We start from the raw sequence: 16787 nt of genomic DNA on the forward strand, positions 1-16787 counted from the left end.
TCTGTCCTGCGCGGCATCGGTGGGGGGCGTCGCTCACCGGTCGGGCAGCCAACCGAGCTGGACCAGTGGTGTGCCGCGGCGCCGGGAGACGAACAGACCACGGCCCGGGGGCATCGGCCGGGGGCGGGCCGAGCCCAGCAGCTCGCCCTCGGCCGGGTCGCCGGACAACAGCACCCCCTGGGCGCCGAGTTCCCTGACCCGTTGCAGGAACGGTTCGTACATGGCCCGCCCGGCGCCTCCCGAGCTCCGCGCGATGACGAAGCGCAGCCCCACGTCCCGGGCGAACGGCAGGTTGTCGGCAAGCTGGGCCATGGGGTTGCTGCCGGACGCGACCAGCTCGTAGTCGTCCACCAGTACGAACACCTGCGGGCCCGACCACCAGTCACGGGCCCGGAGCTGTGCGGGCGTCACGTCGGGGCCGGGCGCACGGCGGCCGATCAGCCGGTTGAGCTCGGTCATGTGGACCTCCATCGAGGAGGCCGTCGCCGCGTACTCCAGCAGGTGGCTCTCCGGTACCGAACCCAGCAGGGAGCGCCGGTAGTCACCGACGACGATCAGGGCTTCCTCCCGGGTGTACCGCTCGGCGATCTGTTTGGCGACCAACCGCAGCAGCGCCGTCTTGCCGGACTCGCTGTCGCCGAAGACGACGAAGAACGGGTCGGTCTCGAAGTTGACGAAGACCGGAGCCAGCTCGGTCTCGTCCACACCGATCGCCACGCCCCGGTCCGGTTGCTCGAAACCCTTGGGCAGTGCGTCGACGCGCAACAGCGTGGGCAGCGTCCGCACCCTGGGCGCGGGCGGACCCGCCCAGCTCTCCTCCACCGCCCGGACCAGCGCCGCGGTGCCGTCCGGCAGGTCGTCCGGGTCCGAGGAGCCGTCGATCCGCGGAAGCGCCGTCAGGAAGTGCAGTCGGTCCGGTGTCAGGCCACGACCGGGCACGTTGACCGGCACGTTCGCCGCCAACCTGCGGTCCACCTCGGAGTCCATCGTGTCGCCCAGGCGCAGCTCGAGGCGGTTGAGCAGCAGGTCCTTCAGCGCCGGCCGGACCTCCATGTAACGTGCCGCGGAGACCACCACGTGCACGCCGTAGTTGAGGCCACGGGTCGCGATGTCGGTGATGACGGGCTCCAGCAGCTCGTAGTCCTGCCGGAACGAACCCCAGCCGTCGATCACCAGGAACACGTCGCCCCACGGCTCGTCGGGCAGTTGTCCGGCGGCCCGGCGCTGCCGGTAGGTGGCGATGGAGTCGATGCCGGCGGTGCGGAAGAACTCCTCACGGCGGTTGAGGACCCCGGCGACCTCGGCCACGGTGCGCCGCACCCGTTCTGCGTCCAGCCGGCTGGCAACCCCGCCGACGTGGGGCAGGCCGGCGACGGCCAACATCGAGCCGCCGCCGAAGTCGAGGCAGTAGAACTGCACCTCGGCCGGGGTGTGGGTGACCGAGAACGCCGCGATCAGGGTCCGCAGCAGGGTGGACTTCCCCGATCGCGGGCCGCCGACCACAAGGCCGTGCCCCGCCGCCCCGGAGAAGTCCCGGTACAGCAGGTCACGACGCTGCTCGAACGGCTTGTCCACGATGCCGAGCGGCACCACGAGCCTGCCGAGGCCGGGGTACTCCGGAGCGGTCAGTCCGCGTTCCGGGGCCACGGACAGCGGCGGCAGCACCTGGTCAACGGACGGCGGTTCGTTCAGCGGGGGCAGCCACACCTGGTGCGCCGGCGCGCCCTGGTTCTCCAGGCGCCGGACGATGACGTCGAGGACGGTGTCGGCCAGCGCGTCGTCGGGACGCGGCTGCGGCTGCGGCTGCGGCTGCGGCTCTGGGTCGGGATCGGGGAGGGACGGGGGCAGGGCCACCGGAGCCGCGGTGAACACCACCGGCCGGCGGCTGACGGAGCGGCGTGGCCCGCCTTCCCCGGGCACACCGGTCCGGTACGGCCCGGAGACGTAGGCGGCCTTGAACCGCACCAGTGACTCGGTGCCGGCCTTGAGGTATCCCGATCCGGGCACCGACGGCAGGTGGTAGGCGTCGGGCACGCCGAGCGCCGCCCTGGACTCGGCGGCGGAGAACGTCCGCAGCCCGATCCGGTAGGACAGATAGGTGTCGAGCCCCCGGAGCCGTCCCTCCTCGAGCCGCTGGGACGCCAACAGCAGGTGCACCCCGAGCGACCGCCCGATCCGCCCGATCTGCACGAACATGTCGATGAACTCGGGTTTGGCGGTCAGCAGCTCGCTGAACTCGTCCAGCACCATCACCAGGGTGGCCAGCGGCTCCAGTGGCGCACCGGCCGCCCGTGCCTTCTCGTAGTCGTGGATGTTGGCGTAGTTGCCCGCCGCCCGCAGCAGTTCCTGGCGGCGCTGCAGTTCCCCGGTGATCGCGTCCCGCATCCGGTCGACCAGCGCCAGGTCGTCCGCGAGGTTGGTGATCACCGCAGCCACGTGCGGGAGCTGCGACATCCCGGCGAAGGTCGCACCGCCCTTGAAGTCGGCCAGGACGAAGTTCAACGTCTCGGAGGAGTGGGTCACCGCGAGACCGAGCACCAGGGTGCGCAGCAGCTCCGACTTCCCCGAGCCGGTGGCCCCCACGCACAGGCCGTGCGGGCCCATGCCCTCCTGCGCGGCCTCCTTCAGGTCAAGCACCACCGGGTCGCCGCCCTCGCCGACGCCGATCGGCACCCGCAGTCGGTCGTGCAGGGAACGCGGACGCCAGGTGCGGGTGACGTCCACCGCGTCGGCGTCACCGATCGCCATGAGGTCGGTGAAGTCGAGGTTGGCCAGCAGCGGCTCGTCGCGGTCAGCGCCGCTGCCCAGGCGCAGCGGGGCCAACTGCCGGGCCAGCGCCTCCGCCTGCACCGCGCCGAGGACGTCCGGACTGCCGGTGTAGCGCCCGGTACCCGACACCAGCTCCAGCCTGTCCGGCCTCACCTGCACGCAGAGGCCGCCGCGCAGTTCGTCCAGGTCGCCGGGGATCACCTCGAGGACGGTCACCCCCTGCAGCCCCTCAGCGGCGGCGAACGCCGAGTCCGGGGGGACCACCCCGCCGTCCAGGACCACCACCAGGTGCGCCTGGTCCACCAGTGGCGGGCCCTCGCGGTGGAACCGCGGGCGCCCCTCGAGCTCGGTGGCGAGCAGCGCCTCGAGCTCGGCGAGGTCGCCGCTGACCAGGCGCACCGCTCCCGCGCCGTCCGTCCGCTCCGGGTGCTGGGTGTGCGGCAGCCACTTGACCCACTCCCACTCCGCCGCCGAGCCCGGCGCGGCAACCACCGCGACGACCAGGTCCTCGGGCGAGTGGAGGGTCACCAGCTGGGCCAGCATCGCCCGGGACACCCCGTAGACGGTGTCCGGGGCCCCCGAGATCGTCAGGTGGTAGAACGCCCGCAGTGAGACCGCGAGCGGCAGCCCGTCCAGGGTGCCGTGCGCGGTGAGGAACTGGCGCATCGCGTTGGCGCTCAGCGGCTCCAGCTCGTCCAGCGGCGCGGTCTGCGGCGCCACCAGGGCGGTGGCTAACTGCTGGGGGCCGAGGCCGAGCCGGACCTGACCGAAGTCCGCGTCGCCGGGCCGCCGCTCCCACACCCTGCGGCCCTCGGCAACCACCGACCACAGCTGGTCCGGCGCCGGATGGATGTAGAACTGCGCCGCGCGCTGCTGGTGCGCGGTGCGGCGCACCTGCCGGCGCACCTGGGCCAGGTACTTCAGGTAGTCACGCCGGATGTCCGCCATCTGGCCGGCCGTGCCCTGGCGGGCCCGCACGATCTGCGCGATGACCATGGCCAGGGTGGAGACGATCATGATGCCGCCCATCACCTTCATGAACGGCGCCGAGTTCGGCATGAAGAAGAACGCCGCGGACCCGCCCATTCCCAGCAGGGGCAGCAGGTTCATCAGCCAGCCCTGGTCCTGGTTGCGCGGGATCTGCGGCGGTGGCTCCAGGTGGATCTCCTCGCTGGGAACCGCGGGGGGCAGCGCCCGCGCCGGCCGCTTGACGATGACCACGCTCACCTTCGCACCAGCCCTGTCGCTCGTCGCCGTGGCCGTCCCACCGCCCGGGGGACGGGAACCGCCGTACGTGTCTGGGTGCGCACCGGATCACCGAACCGGGTGGTTCCGGCCGGCTCGCCGTGCGGGAGACCAGGGAGGGCGGACCTTCCGCGGCACCTCCACCGCACCCTCCCGCCGACCCCCCGGTGACGCTGCGCGAACCACGATCCTACTGTGCGTGTGCGCACCCGTGCCGGTCGCCTCACGGACGCGGCCCCCCACCAACGAGCCTGGCTGGAACGTGACCTGTCGGCCCGTCAGCGCGGGACACTGCCGGCTCGGGCGGTGGGCGCAGCGGTAGGGTGGCGCACCGCCGAGCACCACCCGTTGTGACCGAGGGGATCAGAACCGGTGAGCATCACCGCAGCGACCGGCTACTGCCGGGTCACCGTCGTCGCCCCCGACAGCCGGATCGACGTCGCGCTCCCGGAGGACGTGCCGCTCGCCGACGTCTACCCGGAGATCCTGCGTCTGTCCGGGCAGACCCAGGCCACCGGCGAGCCCACCGGCTTCCACCTGGTGCGCCGGGACGGCACCGTGCTCGACGCCGGGATGACCCTGGCCGCGCAGCGGGTGCTCGACGGCGAGCTGCTCGCGCTGCGGCCCTTCGCCGACTCCCTGCCCCCCGCGGTCTACGACGACGTGGCGGACGCCATCGCCTCCGCCGTGGACCGGGACCGCAGTCGCTGGAGCGACGACCTGATGCGGGTCGCCGGGCTGGTCGGCGGGGTGCTGCTGCTGGTCATGATGGGCCTGGTGCTGTGGTACGGCGACCCGGTGGGCCACGACATGCACGGCCTGCCCGGCATCGTCGCCGGGAGCACCGGGGTGGTGTTGGTCGCCCTGTCCGGGGTGCGGGCCCGGGTGTACGACGACCGTGCCTCCGCGCTGGCGCTCGGCCTCGGCGCGCTGCCGCACCTGCTGCTCGCCGGCTCCGGCGTCCTCGCCCCGGACGCCGGCGAGGGCCCCGGACGCCTCCAGTTCCTGACCGGCTGCGTCGCGGTTCTGGTCGCCTCGGTGCTGTTGATCGCGCTGACGCCGCGGGGGGACTCGGCCTTCGTCGCGGCGGCCTTCGTGTCCACCGCCGGCACCCTCGCCACGTTCGGTGCGATCGTCACGGACTCCCGGCCCAGCGACGCCGCCGCGGTGACCGCCGTCACCGCCATCGCCTTCGTGGCGTTCCTCCCCGGCTGGTCGGCCCGGTTCGCCCGGCTGCCGATCGGGTTCCGCTCGCCCGAGGAGCTGGCCCGTGAGGAGGAACACGGCACCGACCCCCGCACCGACGACGAGCCGATCGACTTTCAGCGGATCGCCGCCCAGGCCAGGCGCGGTCACGAGCTGCTGCTCGGCCTGGTGGGCGGCTGTTCCGCGGTGGTGGTCGGCAGCGGCACGGTCCTCGGGTTCAGCGAGAGCACCCTGCCGGAGCTGCTGGCGCTGGCCGTCGGGGTCGCGGCGCTGCTGCGCGCCCGGCTGTTCCGGTACACCGTCCAGGTCGCGTGCCTCCTGGTCTCCGGTATCGTGACGATCTCCCTGCTGCTGCTGGGCCTGGCGCTGAACCCCCCGTACGAGGTGGTCCGGGCGATCACGCAGGACACCGGTTCGGCGGCGGACATCCGCCTCCTGTGGCTGTCCGGCTGTGTCGCCGCCGGCGCCGCGGTACTGGTGGCCGTTGCGCTGATCGTGCCCCGCCGCGGGGTGTCCCCGTTCTGGGGGAGGGCGCTGGACCTCGCCGACGCGCTGGTGCTCCTCAGCCTGGTCCCGCTGTGCCTGGCCGTGCTCGACGTGTACGCCGAGGCCCGGGGCATGACCAGCGGCTGATAGGCTGGGCGGGATCCGTTTCGGGATCCTCCCTCGGCAGAGTGACCGAAGGGGCTCCCGAACGACGGACCGTGCCACACGCCGCGCGAGTCACCGAAGCATTCCTGTGAAGAAGACCAGGAGCACTCACGCGTGCGGGAACCCCAAGGAGCCGCAGTGTCCCTCGATGTTGCCACCAAGAAGCAGATCATCGCCGAGTACGCCACCAAGGAGGGCGACACCGGCTCCCCCGAGGTCCAGGTCGCGCTGCTCACCCGGCGCATCAGCGACCTCACCGAGCACCTGAAGACCCACAAGCACGACCACCACAGCCGTCGTGGTCTGCTGCTGCTGGTCGGCCAGCGCCGCCGTCTGCTGCAGTACCTGGCCAAGAAGGACATCCAGCGGTTCAGGTCCCTGGTCGAGCGACTGGGCATCCGCCGCGGCGCCGCGGGCGCCAAGTAGTACGGCGCGCCAGGGAGCGGTTCCCCACCGGGGCCGCTCCCTTTCGCGTGTGTGCCGGACGGGACGCCCGGCACACACCGGGACACCCCCAGCGTCCCGCAGTCCCCGCCCGGCCACCGGTCGGTTCCCGTGCGACACGGGTCCGTACCGGTGGAGACGGACCTGGCGGGAGCACCCGCTCGGATCTTGCCGTCGTGCGGTCCGCCGAAGCTTTGTAGTCTGGACCGCAAACACGTCACATGTGAACACCAGGAGCGACCCACCATCCCGGCGTCGGCGCCAGGAGGCGCCGGTCCTCGGTAGTGGCCGCCGGGAACGGACCGCACCCACCGGTGCGCGAGGTCCCGGGGGCTTCGATCGATGACCGGCCCGGCCGGCGTCACCACCGGCGAGAAGGGGAAGCTCCGCATGGATCCGGCCGACGCCCAGGCACCGGCCGGAGGAGAAAGAGGAGAACTCCCTGTGGAGAACGAGACCCACTACGCCGAAGCCGTGATCGACAACGGTTCCTTCGGCACCCGCACCATCCGCTTCGAGACCGGTCGCCTCGCCCGCCAGGCCGCCGGGTCCGCGGTGGCCTACCTGGACGACGAGACGATGGTGCTCTCCGCCACCACCGCCTCCAAGCACCCCAAGGAGCAGCTCGACTTCTTCCCGCTGACGGTGGACGTCGAGGAGCGGATGTACGCCGCCGGGCGCATCCCCGGCTCCTTCTTCCGTCGTGAGGGACGGCCGTCCGAGGACGCCATCCTCACGTGTCGGCTGATCGACCGACCGCTGCGCCCGTCGTTCGCCAAGGGGCTGCGCAACGAGATCCAGATCGTGGCCACCGTGATGGCGCTCAACCCGGAGCACCTCTACGACGTCGTCGCGATCAACGCCGCCTCGGCCTCCACCCAGCTCGCCGGGCTGCCCTTCTCCGGGCCCATCGGTGGCGTCCGGGTGGCCCTGATCCGCGGCCAGTGGGTGGCGTTCCCGACCCACACCGAGCTCAACGAGGCCGTGTTCGACATGGTCGTCGCCGGCCGTACCCTGCCCGACGGCGACGTCGCGATCATGATGGTCGAGGCCGAGGCCACCGAGCGGACGATCAAGCTGGTGGCGGGTGGCGCCGAGGCCCCGACCGAGGAGGTCGTCGCCGCGGGTCTGGACGCCGCCAAGCCGTTCATCAAGGTGCTGTGCAAGGCCCAGAGCGACCTCGCGGCCAAGGCAGCCCAGGTCCAGGGCGAGAAGGCACTGCCCGAGTTCCCGCGCTTCCTCGACTACCAGGACGACGTCTACGAGGCGCTGAGCACCGCCGTCACCGACGAGCTCAAGAACGCCCTGACCATCGCCGGCAAGCAGGCCAGGGAGACCGAGCTGGACCGGGTCAAGGCGCTGGCCGCGGAGAAGCTGCTGCCCCAGTTCGAGGGCCGGGAGAAGGAGATCTCCGCGGCCTACCGCGCGCTGACCAAGAAGCTGGTCCGCGAGCGCGTGATCACCGAGCGGGTGCGCATCGACGGCCGTGGCGTCACCGACATCCGCACCCTCGCGGCCGAGGTCGAGGTCGTCCCGCGGGTGCACGGCTCGGCCCTGTTCGAGCGTGGCGAGACCCAGATCCTCGGTGTCACCACCCTCAACATGCTGCGGATGGAGCAGCTGCTCGACACGCTGTCCCCGGAGACCCGCAAGCGCTACATGCACAACTACAACTTCCCGCCCTACTCCACCGGTGAGACCGGCCGGGTGGGTTCGCCCAAGCGGCGGGAGATCGGCCACGGTGCGCTGGCCGAGCGGGCGCTGCTGCCGGTGCTGCCCAGCCGCGAGGAGTTCCCCTACGCCATCCGCCAGGTCTCCGAGGCCCTGGGCTCCAACGGCTCCACGTCGATGGGCTCGGTCTGCGCCTCCACCATGTCCCTGCTGAACGCCGGTGTGCCGTTGAAGGCACCGGTCGCCGGCATCGCGATGGGCCTGATCTCCCAGGAGGTCGACGGCGAGACGCACTACGTGACCCTCACCGACATCCTGGGTGCCGAGGACGCGTTCGGTGACATGGACTTCAAGGTGGCCGGCACCAAGGAGTTCGTCACCGCCCTCCAGCTCGACACCAAGCTCGACGGCATCCCCGCGTCGGTGCTGGCCGCGGCCCTCAAGCAGGCCAGGGACGCCCGCCTGCACATCCTCGACGTGATGATGGAGGCCATCGACACCCCGGACGAGATGTCCCCGAACGCCCCCCGGATCATCACCGTCAAGATCCCGGTGGACAAGATCGGCGAGGTCATCGGCCCCAAGGGCAAGATGATCAACCAGATCCAGGAGGACACCGGCGCGGACATCACCATCGAGGACGACGGCACCATCTACATCGGCGCCGTCGACGGCCCGTCCGCCGAGGCGGCCCGCGCCACCATCAACGGCATCGCCAACCCGCAGATGCCCGAGGTCGGCGAGCGGTACCTGGGCACCGTGGTGAAGACCACCACCTTCGGGGCCTTCGTCTCGCTGCTGCCCGGCAAGGACGGTCTGCTGCACATCTCGCAGCTCCGCAAGCTCGCCGGTGGCAAGCGGGTGGAGAACGTCGAGGACGTGGTCAGCGTCGGCCACAAGGTGCAGGTCGAGATCGCCGAGATCGACCAGCGCGGCAAGCTCTCGCTGATCCCGGTGATCGAGGAGGAGGCGGCACCCGAGCCTGCGGACGCCGCTCCCGCCGCGGGCAAGGGCGGCAGCGCCAAGTGACCACCGGTTCCACCCGCGGGACGGCCCGCTCCTCCTGGGAGGGGCGGGCCGTCCCGCGGCACCGGGCCCCGTCCCGACACGGGGACCAGACCACCGGTGCCACGCCGCGCTCCGCCACCGGTCCCGTACCCGCCGTCCGCCCCCTGGACAGCGGGCGCGGCCTGGTGGCCAGCCGCCACGCCACCGGCACCGTCCGCCGCACCGTGCTCCCGGGGGGCCTGCGCGTGGTGACCGAGTCCCTGCCCACGGTGCGCTCGGCCACGTTCGGCATCTGGGTCGGCGTCGGCTCCAGGGACGAGACGCCGGAGCTCAACGGGGCCACCCACTACCTGGAGCACCTGCTCTTCAAGGGCACGGCACGGCGCAGCGCCCTGGAGATCTCCGCGGCGCTCGACGCGGTCGGCGGCGAGATGAACGCCTTCACCGCCAAGGAGTACACCTGCTACTACGCCCGGGTGCTGGACAGCGACCTGCCGCTCGCCGTCGATGTCGTCTCCGACATGCTCACCGGTTCGCTGATCCGCGCCGAGGACGTGGACTCCGAACGCGGGGTGGTGCTCGAGGAGATCGCGATGACCGAGGACGACCCCGGTGACCAGGTCCACGACCTGTTCGCCTCGGTCATGTTCGGTGACGCCCCGCTGGGCCGGCCGGTACTGGGCACCGTGGAGACGATCAACGCACTCACCCGGGACCGCATCGCCGACTTCTACCGCACCCGGTACCGCCCGGACCACCTGGTCGTGGCCGTCGCCGGCAACGTCGACCACGACGACGTGGTCCACCGGGTGGAGCAGGCGTTCAACGACGCGGGGGCGCTCGGTGCGGGGGACACCGCGCCCGCGCCGCCACGCGGGGGCGAGAGCCCGCTGCACACCGCGGGCAGGGTCGGGCTGCTGGACCGTTCCACCGAGCAGGCCCACCTGATCCTCGGACTCCCGGGGGTCTCCAGGACCGACGAGCGCCGCTGGGCGCTGAGCCTGCTGACCACCGCCCTCGGCGGGGGGATGAGCTCCCGGCTCTTCCAGGAGATCCGGGAGAAGCGCGGCCTGGCCTACTCGGTGTACGCGTACACCTCCAGCTACGCCGACCTCGGCCTGTTCGGCATCTACGCGGGCTGCCAGCCCGACCGGGCGGGCGAGGTCCTCAAGATCTGCAGGGACGAGCTGCACCGGGTCGTCGAGCACGGGCTGCCCGAGGAGGAGCTGCGCAGGGCGGTCGGCCAGCTCGCCGGCTCCACCGTCCTGGGCCTGGAGGACACCGGCTCGCTGATGAGCCGGATCGGCAAGGGGGAGCTGTGCTGGGGCGAACAGCTTTCCGTGGACGACCTGCTGACCAGGCTCGCCGCGGTCACCCAGGACGAGCTCAGGGAGGTCGCCGCGACGGTGCTGGGCCAGCGCCCGTCACTGGCCGCCATCGGCCCGTTCGACGACCGCCAGGCCGCCGCCCTGCACGAGGCCGTGTCATGACCGGGGCGTGCGGGTACCGCCCTCCGGCGCGGCGTCCGGCCGTCGGGCGGGCGGACCACTGACCCAGCCATCCCAGCATTCGATCAGGTGAGGAACCGTTGAGCAGCAAGCTGCGCGTGGGTGTCATTGGCGCTCGGGGCCGGATGGGCACCGAGGCGGTCAGGGCCGTGGAGGCCGCGGACGACCTGGAGCTGGTGGCCGCGCTCGGTCGGGGGGACGACCTGTCCGCCATGGTCGAGGCGGGGGCCGAGGTCGCCGTCGAGCTGACGGGGCCGGAGTCGGTGCTGACCAACCTCGAGTTCTGCGTGCGCAACGGGATCCACGGCGTGGTCGGCACCACCGGCTGGACGCCCGAACGGTTCGACCTGGTGCGGGGCTGGCTCGCCGACGCCCCGGGCACCGGTGTGCTGATCGCCCCCAACTTCGGCATCGGCGCGATCCTGTCCATGCGCTTCGCCCGTGAGGCGGCCCGCTTCTACGAGTCGGTGGAGATCGTGGAACTGCACCACCCCGACAAGGCCGACGCCCCGAGCGGCACCGCGGTCCGCACGGCGCAGCTCGTCGCGGAGGTCCGGCGGGAGGCGGGGCTCGGCGCGCAGCCCGACGCCACGTCCACCGCCCTGCCCGGGGCCCGCGGCGCGGACGTCGACGGGGTCCCGGTGCACGCGGTCAGGCTGCGCGGCCTCGTCGCCCACCAGGAGGTGCTGTTCGGTGACGCGGGGGAGGTCCTCACCATTCGGCACGACTCGATGAACCGCGGCTCGTTCATGCCCGGCGTTCTGCTCGGCGTGCGCCGGGTCCCCGGCGCACCAGGGCTCACCATCGGCCTCGAGCACTTCCTGTTCGACCAGCCGGGCGACCCGGTCGGCGGCCGATCCCACGGCACGGACGTGGAGTGAGCCATGAGCCAGGGCACGAAGGGCCGTACCACGTTCGTCGTCATGGCGACGGCGCTGGTGTTCTACTTCGTCCTCGCCGGCAGTCGAGGGGTGCTGCTGATCCGCGACGGACGGCTGGTCACCGTGGCCTTCGGAGTGGCGGTGCTGGTGCTACCGCTGATCGGCTGCTGGTTCCTGTGGCAGGCGTTCCGCTTCGTCCGCCGCAGCCAGCGCCTCGCCGAGGAGCTGGAGGCCGAAGGCGGCCTGCCCCCTGACGAGCTGGTGCGCACCGCTGGCGGACGGATCGACCGGGACTCGGCGGACGCGGTGTTCAAGCGGTACAAGGCCGAGACGGAGGCCGCGCCGGGGGACTGGCGCTCGTGGTTCCGCCTGGCCGTGGCCTACCACGACGCGCGGGACACTCCCCGGGCCCGCAAGGCCATGCAGCGGGCCATCGCCCTGCACGAGGCCGAGCGTTCCGGGACCTGACGCGGGGGGTGACTCACGACCGGCTCGCGGGGTTTGCCCAGTCCTCGATAGCGTCCGCGGCCCGGTCGAACGCCGATGGGCGTCCCAGGAAGTCCACGTTGTGGTCGGTGAGCACCATCGGCAGGACACGCCCGTCCGCCCGGGTGACCACCAGCGCCTGGCCGTTCACGGTGCGGGGCAGGCCCAGCACCCGCACCGGCTGCTGGGACGTGCGCACGTGACCGATCCGTTGCCAGCTCAGCGTGGTGGTGCGGAAGAGCCTCACCTGCCGCAGACCGCGGGTGCTGACCCAGATCCCCGTCCGGAGCGTGCGCAGGGTCAGCGCGATCAGCGCCACCGCGCTGCCCAGGATGACGAGCGCTCCGGTCAGGTCTCCGGACATTGCGGTGATCAACGCTCCGAACAGCAGGAACGAGGCGAGCATCAGCATCAGGGCCGCGGCCACCACCCGGTAGGGACCGGGCCGGTACGGGCGGACCCACCCCTCCTGGGGGGTGTGCGGGAGTGCTCTGTCCTGGTGCTGTCCGTCCTGGTCGCGGTCTGCGGAGAGGATGGAGAGGGTCACGGCTGCTGCACCACTGCTTTCCACTGCGACGCCTGAATGGTTGTGGCGGTGAGGCTATCGGCCTGCCCCCGGTGGAGCCACATCGGACTGGTCAGGGTGGCCCAGCCGGCTCCGTTGTCGGAGCGCCTCATTAGTCTGGTCGGCGGCCCCTGAATCGTCCGGCGAGAGGAACGCGCAGGTGACCACGCCCCCCAAGGAACCGTCCAGCCCCACTGAGCCGCCCACCCCCCGCTTCCGCAGTGAGGTCACCGTCGAGCTGGTCAAGCACAGCGCGTCCGATCGGGACGTGCTGTGGGCCGCGCGGGTGTCCACGGCCGGCGAGCAGTCCCTGGACGAGCTGACCAAGGACCCGGAGCGCTCCAAGGGTCTGATCAACTTCCTGATGCGGGACCGGCACGGCACCCCGTTCGAGCACAACTCGATGACCTTCTTCGTGAGCGCCCCGATCTTCGTCTTCCGGGAGTTCATGCGGCACCGGGTGGGCTGGTCGTACAACGAGGAGTCCGGCAGGTACCGGGAGCTCCAGCCGGTGTTCTACGTGCCGGGTCCGGACCGGAAGCTGGTGCAGCGCGGGCGTCCCGGCAAGTACGAGTTCGTGGACGGCACCCCCGAGCAGTTCAAGCTCGCCGACGAGGCCATGCGCGAGTCCTACCAGCGTTCGTACGCGGCCTACCAGGAGATGCTGGAGGCCGGGGTGGCCCGCGAGGTGGCTCGATCGGTCCTGCCGGTGGGCCTGTACTCGTCGATGTACGCGACCTGCAACGCACGGTCACTGATGAGCTTCCTGTCGTTGCGCACCAAGGACCCGAGGGCCACCGTTCCCACGTTCCCCCAGCGGGAGATCGAGATGGTCGGCGAGCAGATGGAAGGGCTGTGGGCGGGGCTGATGCCGCTGACCCACGCGGCGTTCAACGCCAACGGTCGGGTGGGCCCCTGATCGACAGCCCCACCCGACCGATGCCCGAATTGCGCGTTTTGAGGGGATTCATCTAGGGTGGGCAGTGATTCCGGTACTGCTTGGACCCCCGAGCAGGCAGTGCCGGAATCCCCGACTCCGCCTCGGTGCCCCCACTCCGACCAGCGACGATCGAAGATCACGCGGCCCCTGGGAGGCGCCGTGTGCCCTGCTGCGAGTAGCGTGGGAACCATGGCTCCGACCTCCACACCGCAAACCCCCTTCGGGCGGGTGCTGACCGCGATGGTCACGCCGTTCACCGCGGACGGCGCTGTAGACGTCGACGGCGCCCAGCGCCTCGCCGCCCACCTGGTGGACGCCGGCAATGACGGACTGGTCCTCAGCGGCACCACCGGCGAGTCCCCCACCACCAGCGATGTCGAGAAAACGGAGCTGATCCGGGCGGTCCTCGAGGCCGTCGGCGACCGTGCTTTCGTGCTCGCCGGAGTAGGGACCAACGACACCGCCCACACCATCGAACTCGCCCGCCGGGCCGAAGCCGCGGGCGCCCACGGGTTGCTCGCGGTCACGCCCTACTACAACAGGCCGCCGCAAGAAGGGCTCTACCGGCACTTCACCGCGGTCGCCGACGCCACCGACCTGCCGGTCATGCTGTACGACATCCCCGGCCGCAGTGGTGTCCCCATCGAGACCGAAACCCTGGTGCGGCTCGCCGAACACCCCCGGATCGTCGCCAACAAGGACGCCAAGGGCGACCTCGGGGCCGCCAGTTGGGTCATCGCCCGCTCGGGCCTCGCCTGGTACTCCGGTGACGACATGCTCAACCTGCCGCTGCTCTCCATCGGCGCGGTCGGCTTCGTCTCCGTGGTGGGCCACGTGGTCACCCCCGAGCTGCGCCTGTTGGTGGACGCGTTCACCAGCGGGGACGTCAGCAAGGCGGCCGAGATCCACCAGCGTCTGCTCCCGGTCTACACCGGTGTGTTCCGTACCCAGGGCGTCATCACCTGCAAGGCGGCACTCGACCTGCTGGGCCTGCCCGCGGGCCCCCTGCGACTTCCGTTGGTCGCCCTGACCGACGACGAGACCGTCCAGCTCAAGAAGGATCTGGCAGCAGGCGGGGTAGAGCTCTAGCAGACCCCCGTCGCTCCCACCCCCACAGACGTGCGCGCGCCGACGGCCAGGGGAGGCACCGCCTCATTCGCCGTCATGGCTCGCGAGGGCAAGGAAAGCAACAACCCGTACACAGCACCCATGCAGAGCAAGTGCAACGAAGGTCATGCGCGCCACGTGCACTCGGGGACCCCGGGGCATGTGGCGCGTGTGGTGAGGAGAGTCTTTTGAGTCATCCGCATCCTGAACTCGGCCCACCGCCGCCCCTGCCCGAGGGTGGCCTGCGCATCACCCCGTTGGGTGGGCTCGGAGAGATCGGGCGCAACATGACCGTCTTCGAGTACGGCGGTCGCCTGCTGATCGTCGACTGCGGTGTGCTCTTCCCGGAGGAAGAGCAGCCCGGGGTCGATCTGATCCTTCCCGACTTCACCTCCATCAGGGACCGCCTCGATGAGGTTGACGGGATCGTGCTCACCCACGGGCACGAGGACCACATCGGGGCGGTGCCCTTCCTGCTCCGGGAGAAGCCGGACATTCCCCTGATCGGCTCCAAGCTGACCCTGGCCCTGATCGAGGCCAAGCTGGCGGAGCACCGCATCCGCCCCTACTCACTGGAGGTCACCGAGGGCCAGCGGGAGCGCATCGGCCCGTTCGAGTGCGAGTTCATCGCCGTCAACCACTCGATCCCGGACGCCCTGGCCGTGGCCGTCCGCACCCCGGCCGGCCTGGTCGTGCACACCGGTGACTTCAAGATGGACCAGCTCCCCCTGGACCGCCGCATCACCGACCTGAGGACGTTCGCCAGGCTCGGAGAGGAGGGCATCGACCTCCTGCTCGCCGACTCGACCAACGCCGAGGTGCCCGGGTTCGTCACCCCCGAGCGTGACATCACCCCGGTGCTGAGGCAGGTCTTCGCCCGGGCCGAGCGCCGGATCATCGTGGCGAGCTTCGCCAGCCACGTGCACCGCATCCAGCAGGTCATGGACACCGCCCACGAGTACGGCCGCAAGGTCGCCCTGGTCGGCCGGTCGATGGTCCGCAACATGGGGATCGCCCGCGACCTCGGGTACCTGCACGTGCCGGGGGGTCTGGTGGTCGACGTCAAGTCCCTGGACGACCTGCCGGACGAGGACGTGGTCCTGGTCTGTACCGGCTCCCAGGGCGAGCCGATGGCCGCCCTGTCCCGGATGGCCAACCGCGACCACCAGATCAGGATCGTCGAAGGCGACACCGTGATCCTCGCCTCCTCGCTGATCCCGGGGAACGAGACCGCGGTGTACCGCGTGATCAACGGGCTGACCCGGTGGGGCGCCAACGTGGTGCACAAGGGGAACGCCAAGGTCCACGTCTCCGGGCACGCGTCGTCCGGGGAGCTGCTGTACCTGTACAACATCTGCAGGCCGCGCAACGTCATGCCCGTGCACGGGGAGTGGCGGCACCTGCGCGCCAACGCCGACCTGGCCGTCCTCACCGGCGTCCCCAGGGAGCGCGCCGTCATCGCCGAGGACGGAGTGGTGGTGGACCTGGTGGACGGTGTCGCCAAGATCAGCGGCAAGGTCCAGGCCGGCTACGTCTACGTGGACGGCCTCTCGGTCGGTGACGTCACCGAGGCCTCGCTGAAGGATCGGCGCATCCTCGGGGAGGAGGGCATCGTCTCCGTCTTCGTCGTGGTCGACTCCACCACCGGAAAGGTCGTCGGCGGCCCGCACGTGCAGGCCCGCGGCTCCGGGATCGACGACGAGGCGTTCGGCGCGGTGATCCCGAAGATCGAGGAGGCGCTGGCCACGGCGGCCTCGAACGCCGTCGCCGAACCGCACCAGCTCCAGCAGATGATGCGGCGGGCCATCGGCAAGTGGGTGTCCGACACCTACCGGCGCCGCCCCATGATCCTTCCGGTGGTCGTGGAGGTCTGAGCCGACGCGGGAGTGGATCCGCCCCGGCCCCGCGTTCCAGCCCGGGCCGGGGCGGATTTGCTTCCCCGTGAGCGTGCCAGTATGTTTGCGGCACCGCAGAGGGAGTGCACGGGGTTCCGTGCGCCCCAAGCGGAGGGAAATTCAGACCTCAGGAGATCTGATAGAGTCTGGATCACCGAACGGAAAGCGCCCGGAGAGACCGGTGAAAGGGTCTTGAAGGAAGCGTTCGTTCCTTGAGAACTCAACAGCGTACCAAAAATCAACGCCAGATTAGTTGATACCCCCGGATGGGTGGGTTCTGGCCCGCGTGGTGTGGGCTGGGGCTGCCTGTCGGGTGGTTCCTTTGAAACAACATATGCAGGGACGCTGGTGGTGGTCGCCGATTTTTCCCGGTGACGGACCGCCGCTCTGCCGCGTATGTGACCTCCGAGG

The 16787-nt window shown here is 71.0% G+C and carries 11 protein-coding genes; 9 read left to right on the forward strand and 2 right to left on the reverse strand.

The genetic code is table 11. The features are described 5' to 3' along the window. Positions 1–33: 33 nt before the first annotated feature. Positions 34–3996, reverse strand: coding sequence for a type VII secretion protein EccC (locus A3IG_RS0117955; RefSeq protein WP_026220382.1), 3963 nt, complete (start codon positions 3994–3996; stop codon positions 34–36). A 390-nt stretch (positions 3997–4386) separates the two neighbouring features. Here A3IG_RS0117955 and eccD point away from each other — a divergent pair, with 390 nt between their 5' ends. From eccD to A3IG_RS0117985, 6 genes are all read left to right on the forward strand, one after another. Beyond that, positions 4387–5853: a type VII secretion integral membrane protein EccD gene (gene eccD / locus A3IG_RS0117960; RefSeq protein WP_018384974.1), complete on the forward strand. Its 1467-nt coding sequence runs from the start codon at positions 4387–4389 to the stop codon at positions 5851–5853. A 156-nt stretch (positions 5854–6009) separates the two neighbouring features. Continuing rightward, positions 6010–6297, forward strand: coding sequence for a 30S ribosomal protein S15 (rpsO, locus tag A3IG_RS0117965; protein WP_018384975.1), 288 nt, complete (start codon positions 6010–6012; stop codon positions 6295–6297). A gap of 462 nt (positions 6298–6759) precedes the next feature. Further along, complete coding sequence (locus A3IG_RS0117970) at positions 6760–9015, forward strand: polyribonucleotide nucleotidyltransferase (protein ID WP_018384976.1); 2256 nt, start codon at positions 6760–6762, stop codon at positions 9013–9015. A 143-nt stretch (positions 9016–9158) separates the two neighbouring features. Beyond that, positions 9159–10484: a M16 family metallopeptidase gene (locus tag A3IG_RS0117975; protein WP_407701031.1), complete on the forward strand. Its 1326-nt coding sequence runs from the start codon at positions 9159–9161 to the stop codon at positions 10482–10484. Positions 10485–10582: 98 nt separating this feature from the next. Next, entirely contained in the window at positions 10583–11383 is an 801-nt protein-coding gene (dapB, locus tag A3IG_RS0117980; RefSeq protein WP_018384978.1) for a 4-hydroxy-tetrahydrodipicolinate reductase, read from the forward strand. A gap of 3 nt (positions 11384–11386) precedes the next feature. Continuing rightward, the gene (locus tag A3IG_RS0117985; protein ID WP_018384979.1) at positions 11387–11851 is read left to right on the forward strand and encodes a tetratricopeptide repeat protein; all 465 of its coding nucleotides are present in this window, start codon (positions 11387–11389) and stop codon (positions 11849–11851) included. A 13-nt stretch (positions 11852–11864) separates the two neighbouring features. Here the strand turns inward: A3IG_RS0117985 and A3IG_RS0117990 are convergent, their stop codons facing one another. Further along, positions 11865–12416 (reverse strand): hypothetical protein, encoded by a 552-nt coding sequence (locus A3IG_RS0117990; RefSeq protein ID WP_018384980.1) that lies wholly within the window; start codon positions 12414–12416, stop codon positions 11865–11867. Between the two features lie 178 nt (positions 12417–12594). On the opposite strand from A3IG_RS0117990, the gene thyX reads away from it, so the two are divergent. From thyX to A3IG_RS0118005, 3 genes are all read left to right on the forward strand, one after another. Continuing rightward, a complete protein-coding gene (gene thyX, locus A3IG_RS0117995; RefSeq protein WP_018384981.1) occupies positions 12595–13353 on the forward strand; it encodes an FAD-dependent thymidylate synthase in 759 nt (252 codons plus the stop codon). A 210-nt stretch (positions 13354–13563) separates the two neighbouring features. Continuing rightward, entirely contained in the window at positions 13564–14463 is a 900-nt protein-coding gene (dapA, locus tag A3IG_RS0118000) for a 4-hydroxy-tetrahydrodipicolinate synthase (RefSeq protein ID WP_026220383.1), read from the forward strand. A gap of 206 nt (positions 14464–14669) precedes the next feature. Next, positions 14670–16355, forward strand: a complete 1686-nt coding sequence (locus A3IG_RS0118005; RefSeq protein WP_018384983.1) for a ribonuclease J — start codon at positions 14670–14672, stop codon at positions 16353–16355. The last annotated feature ends 432 nt before the right edge of the window (positions 16356–16787 follow it).

Origin of the sequence: Wenjunlia vitaminophila DSM 41686 (assembly GCF_000380165.1) — a bacterium.
GTDB lineage: Bacteria > Actinomycetota > Actinomycetes > Streptomycetales > Streptomycetaceae > Wenjunlia > Wenjunlia vitaminophila.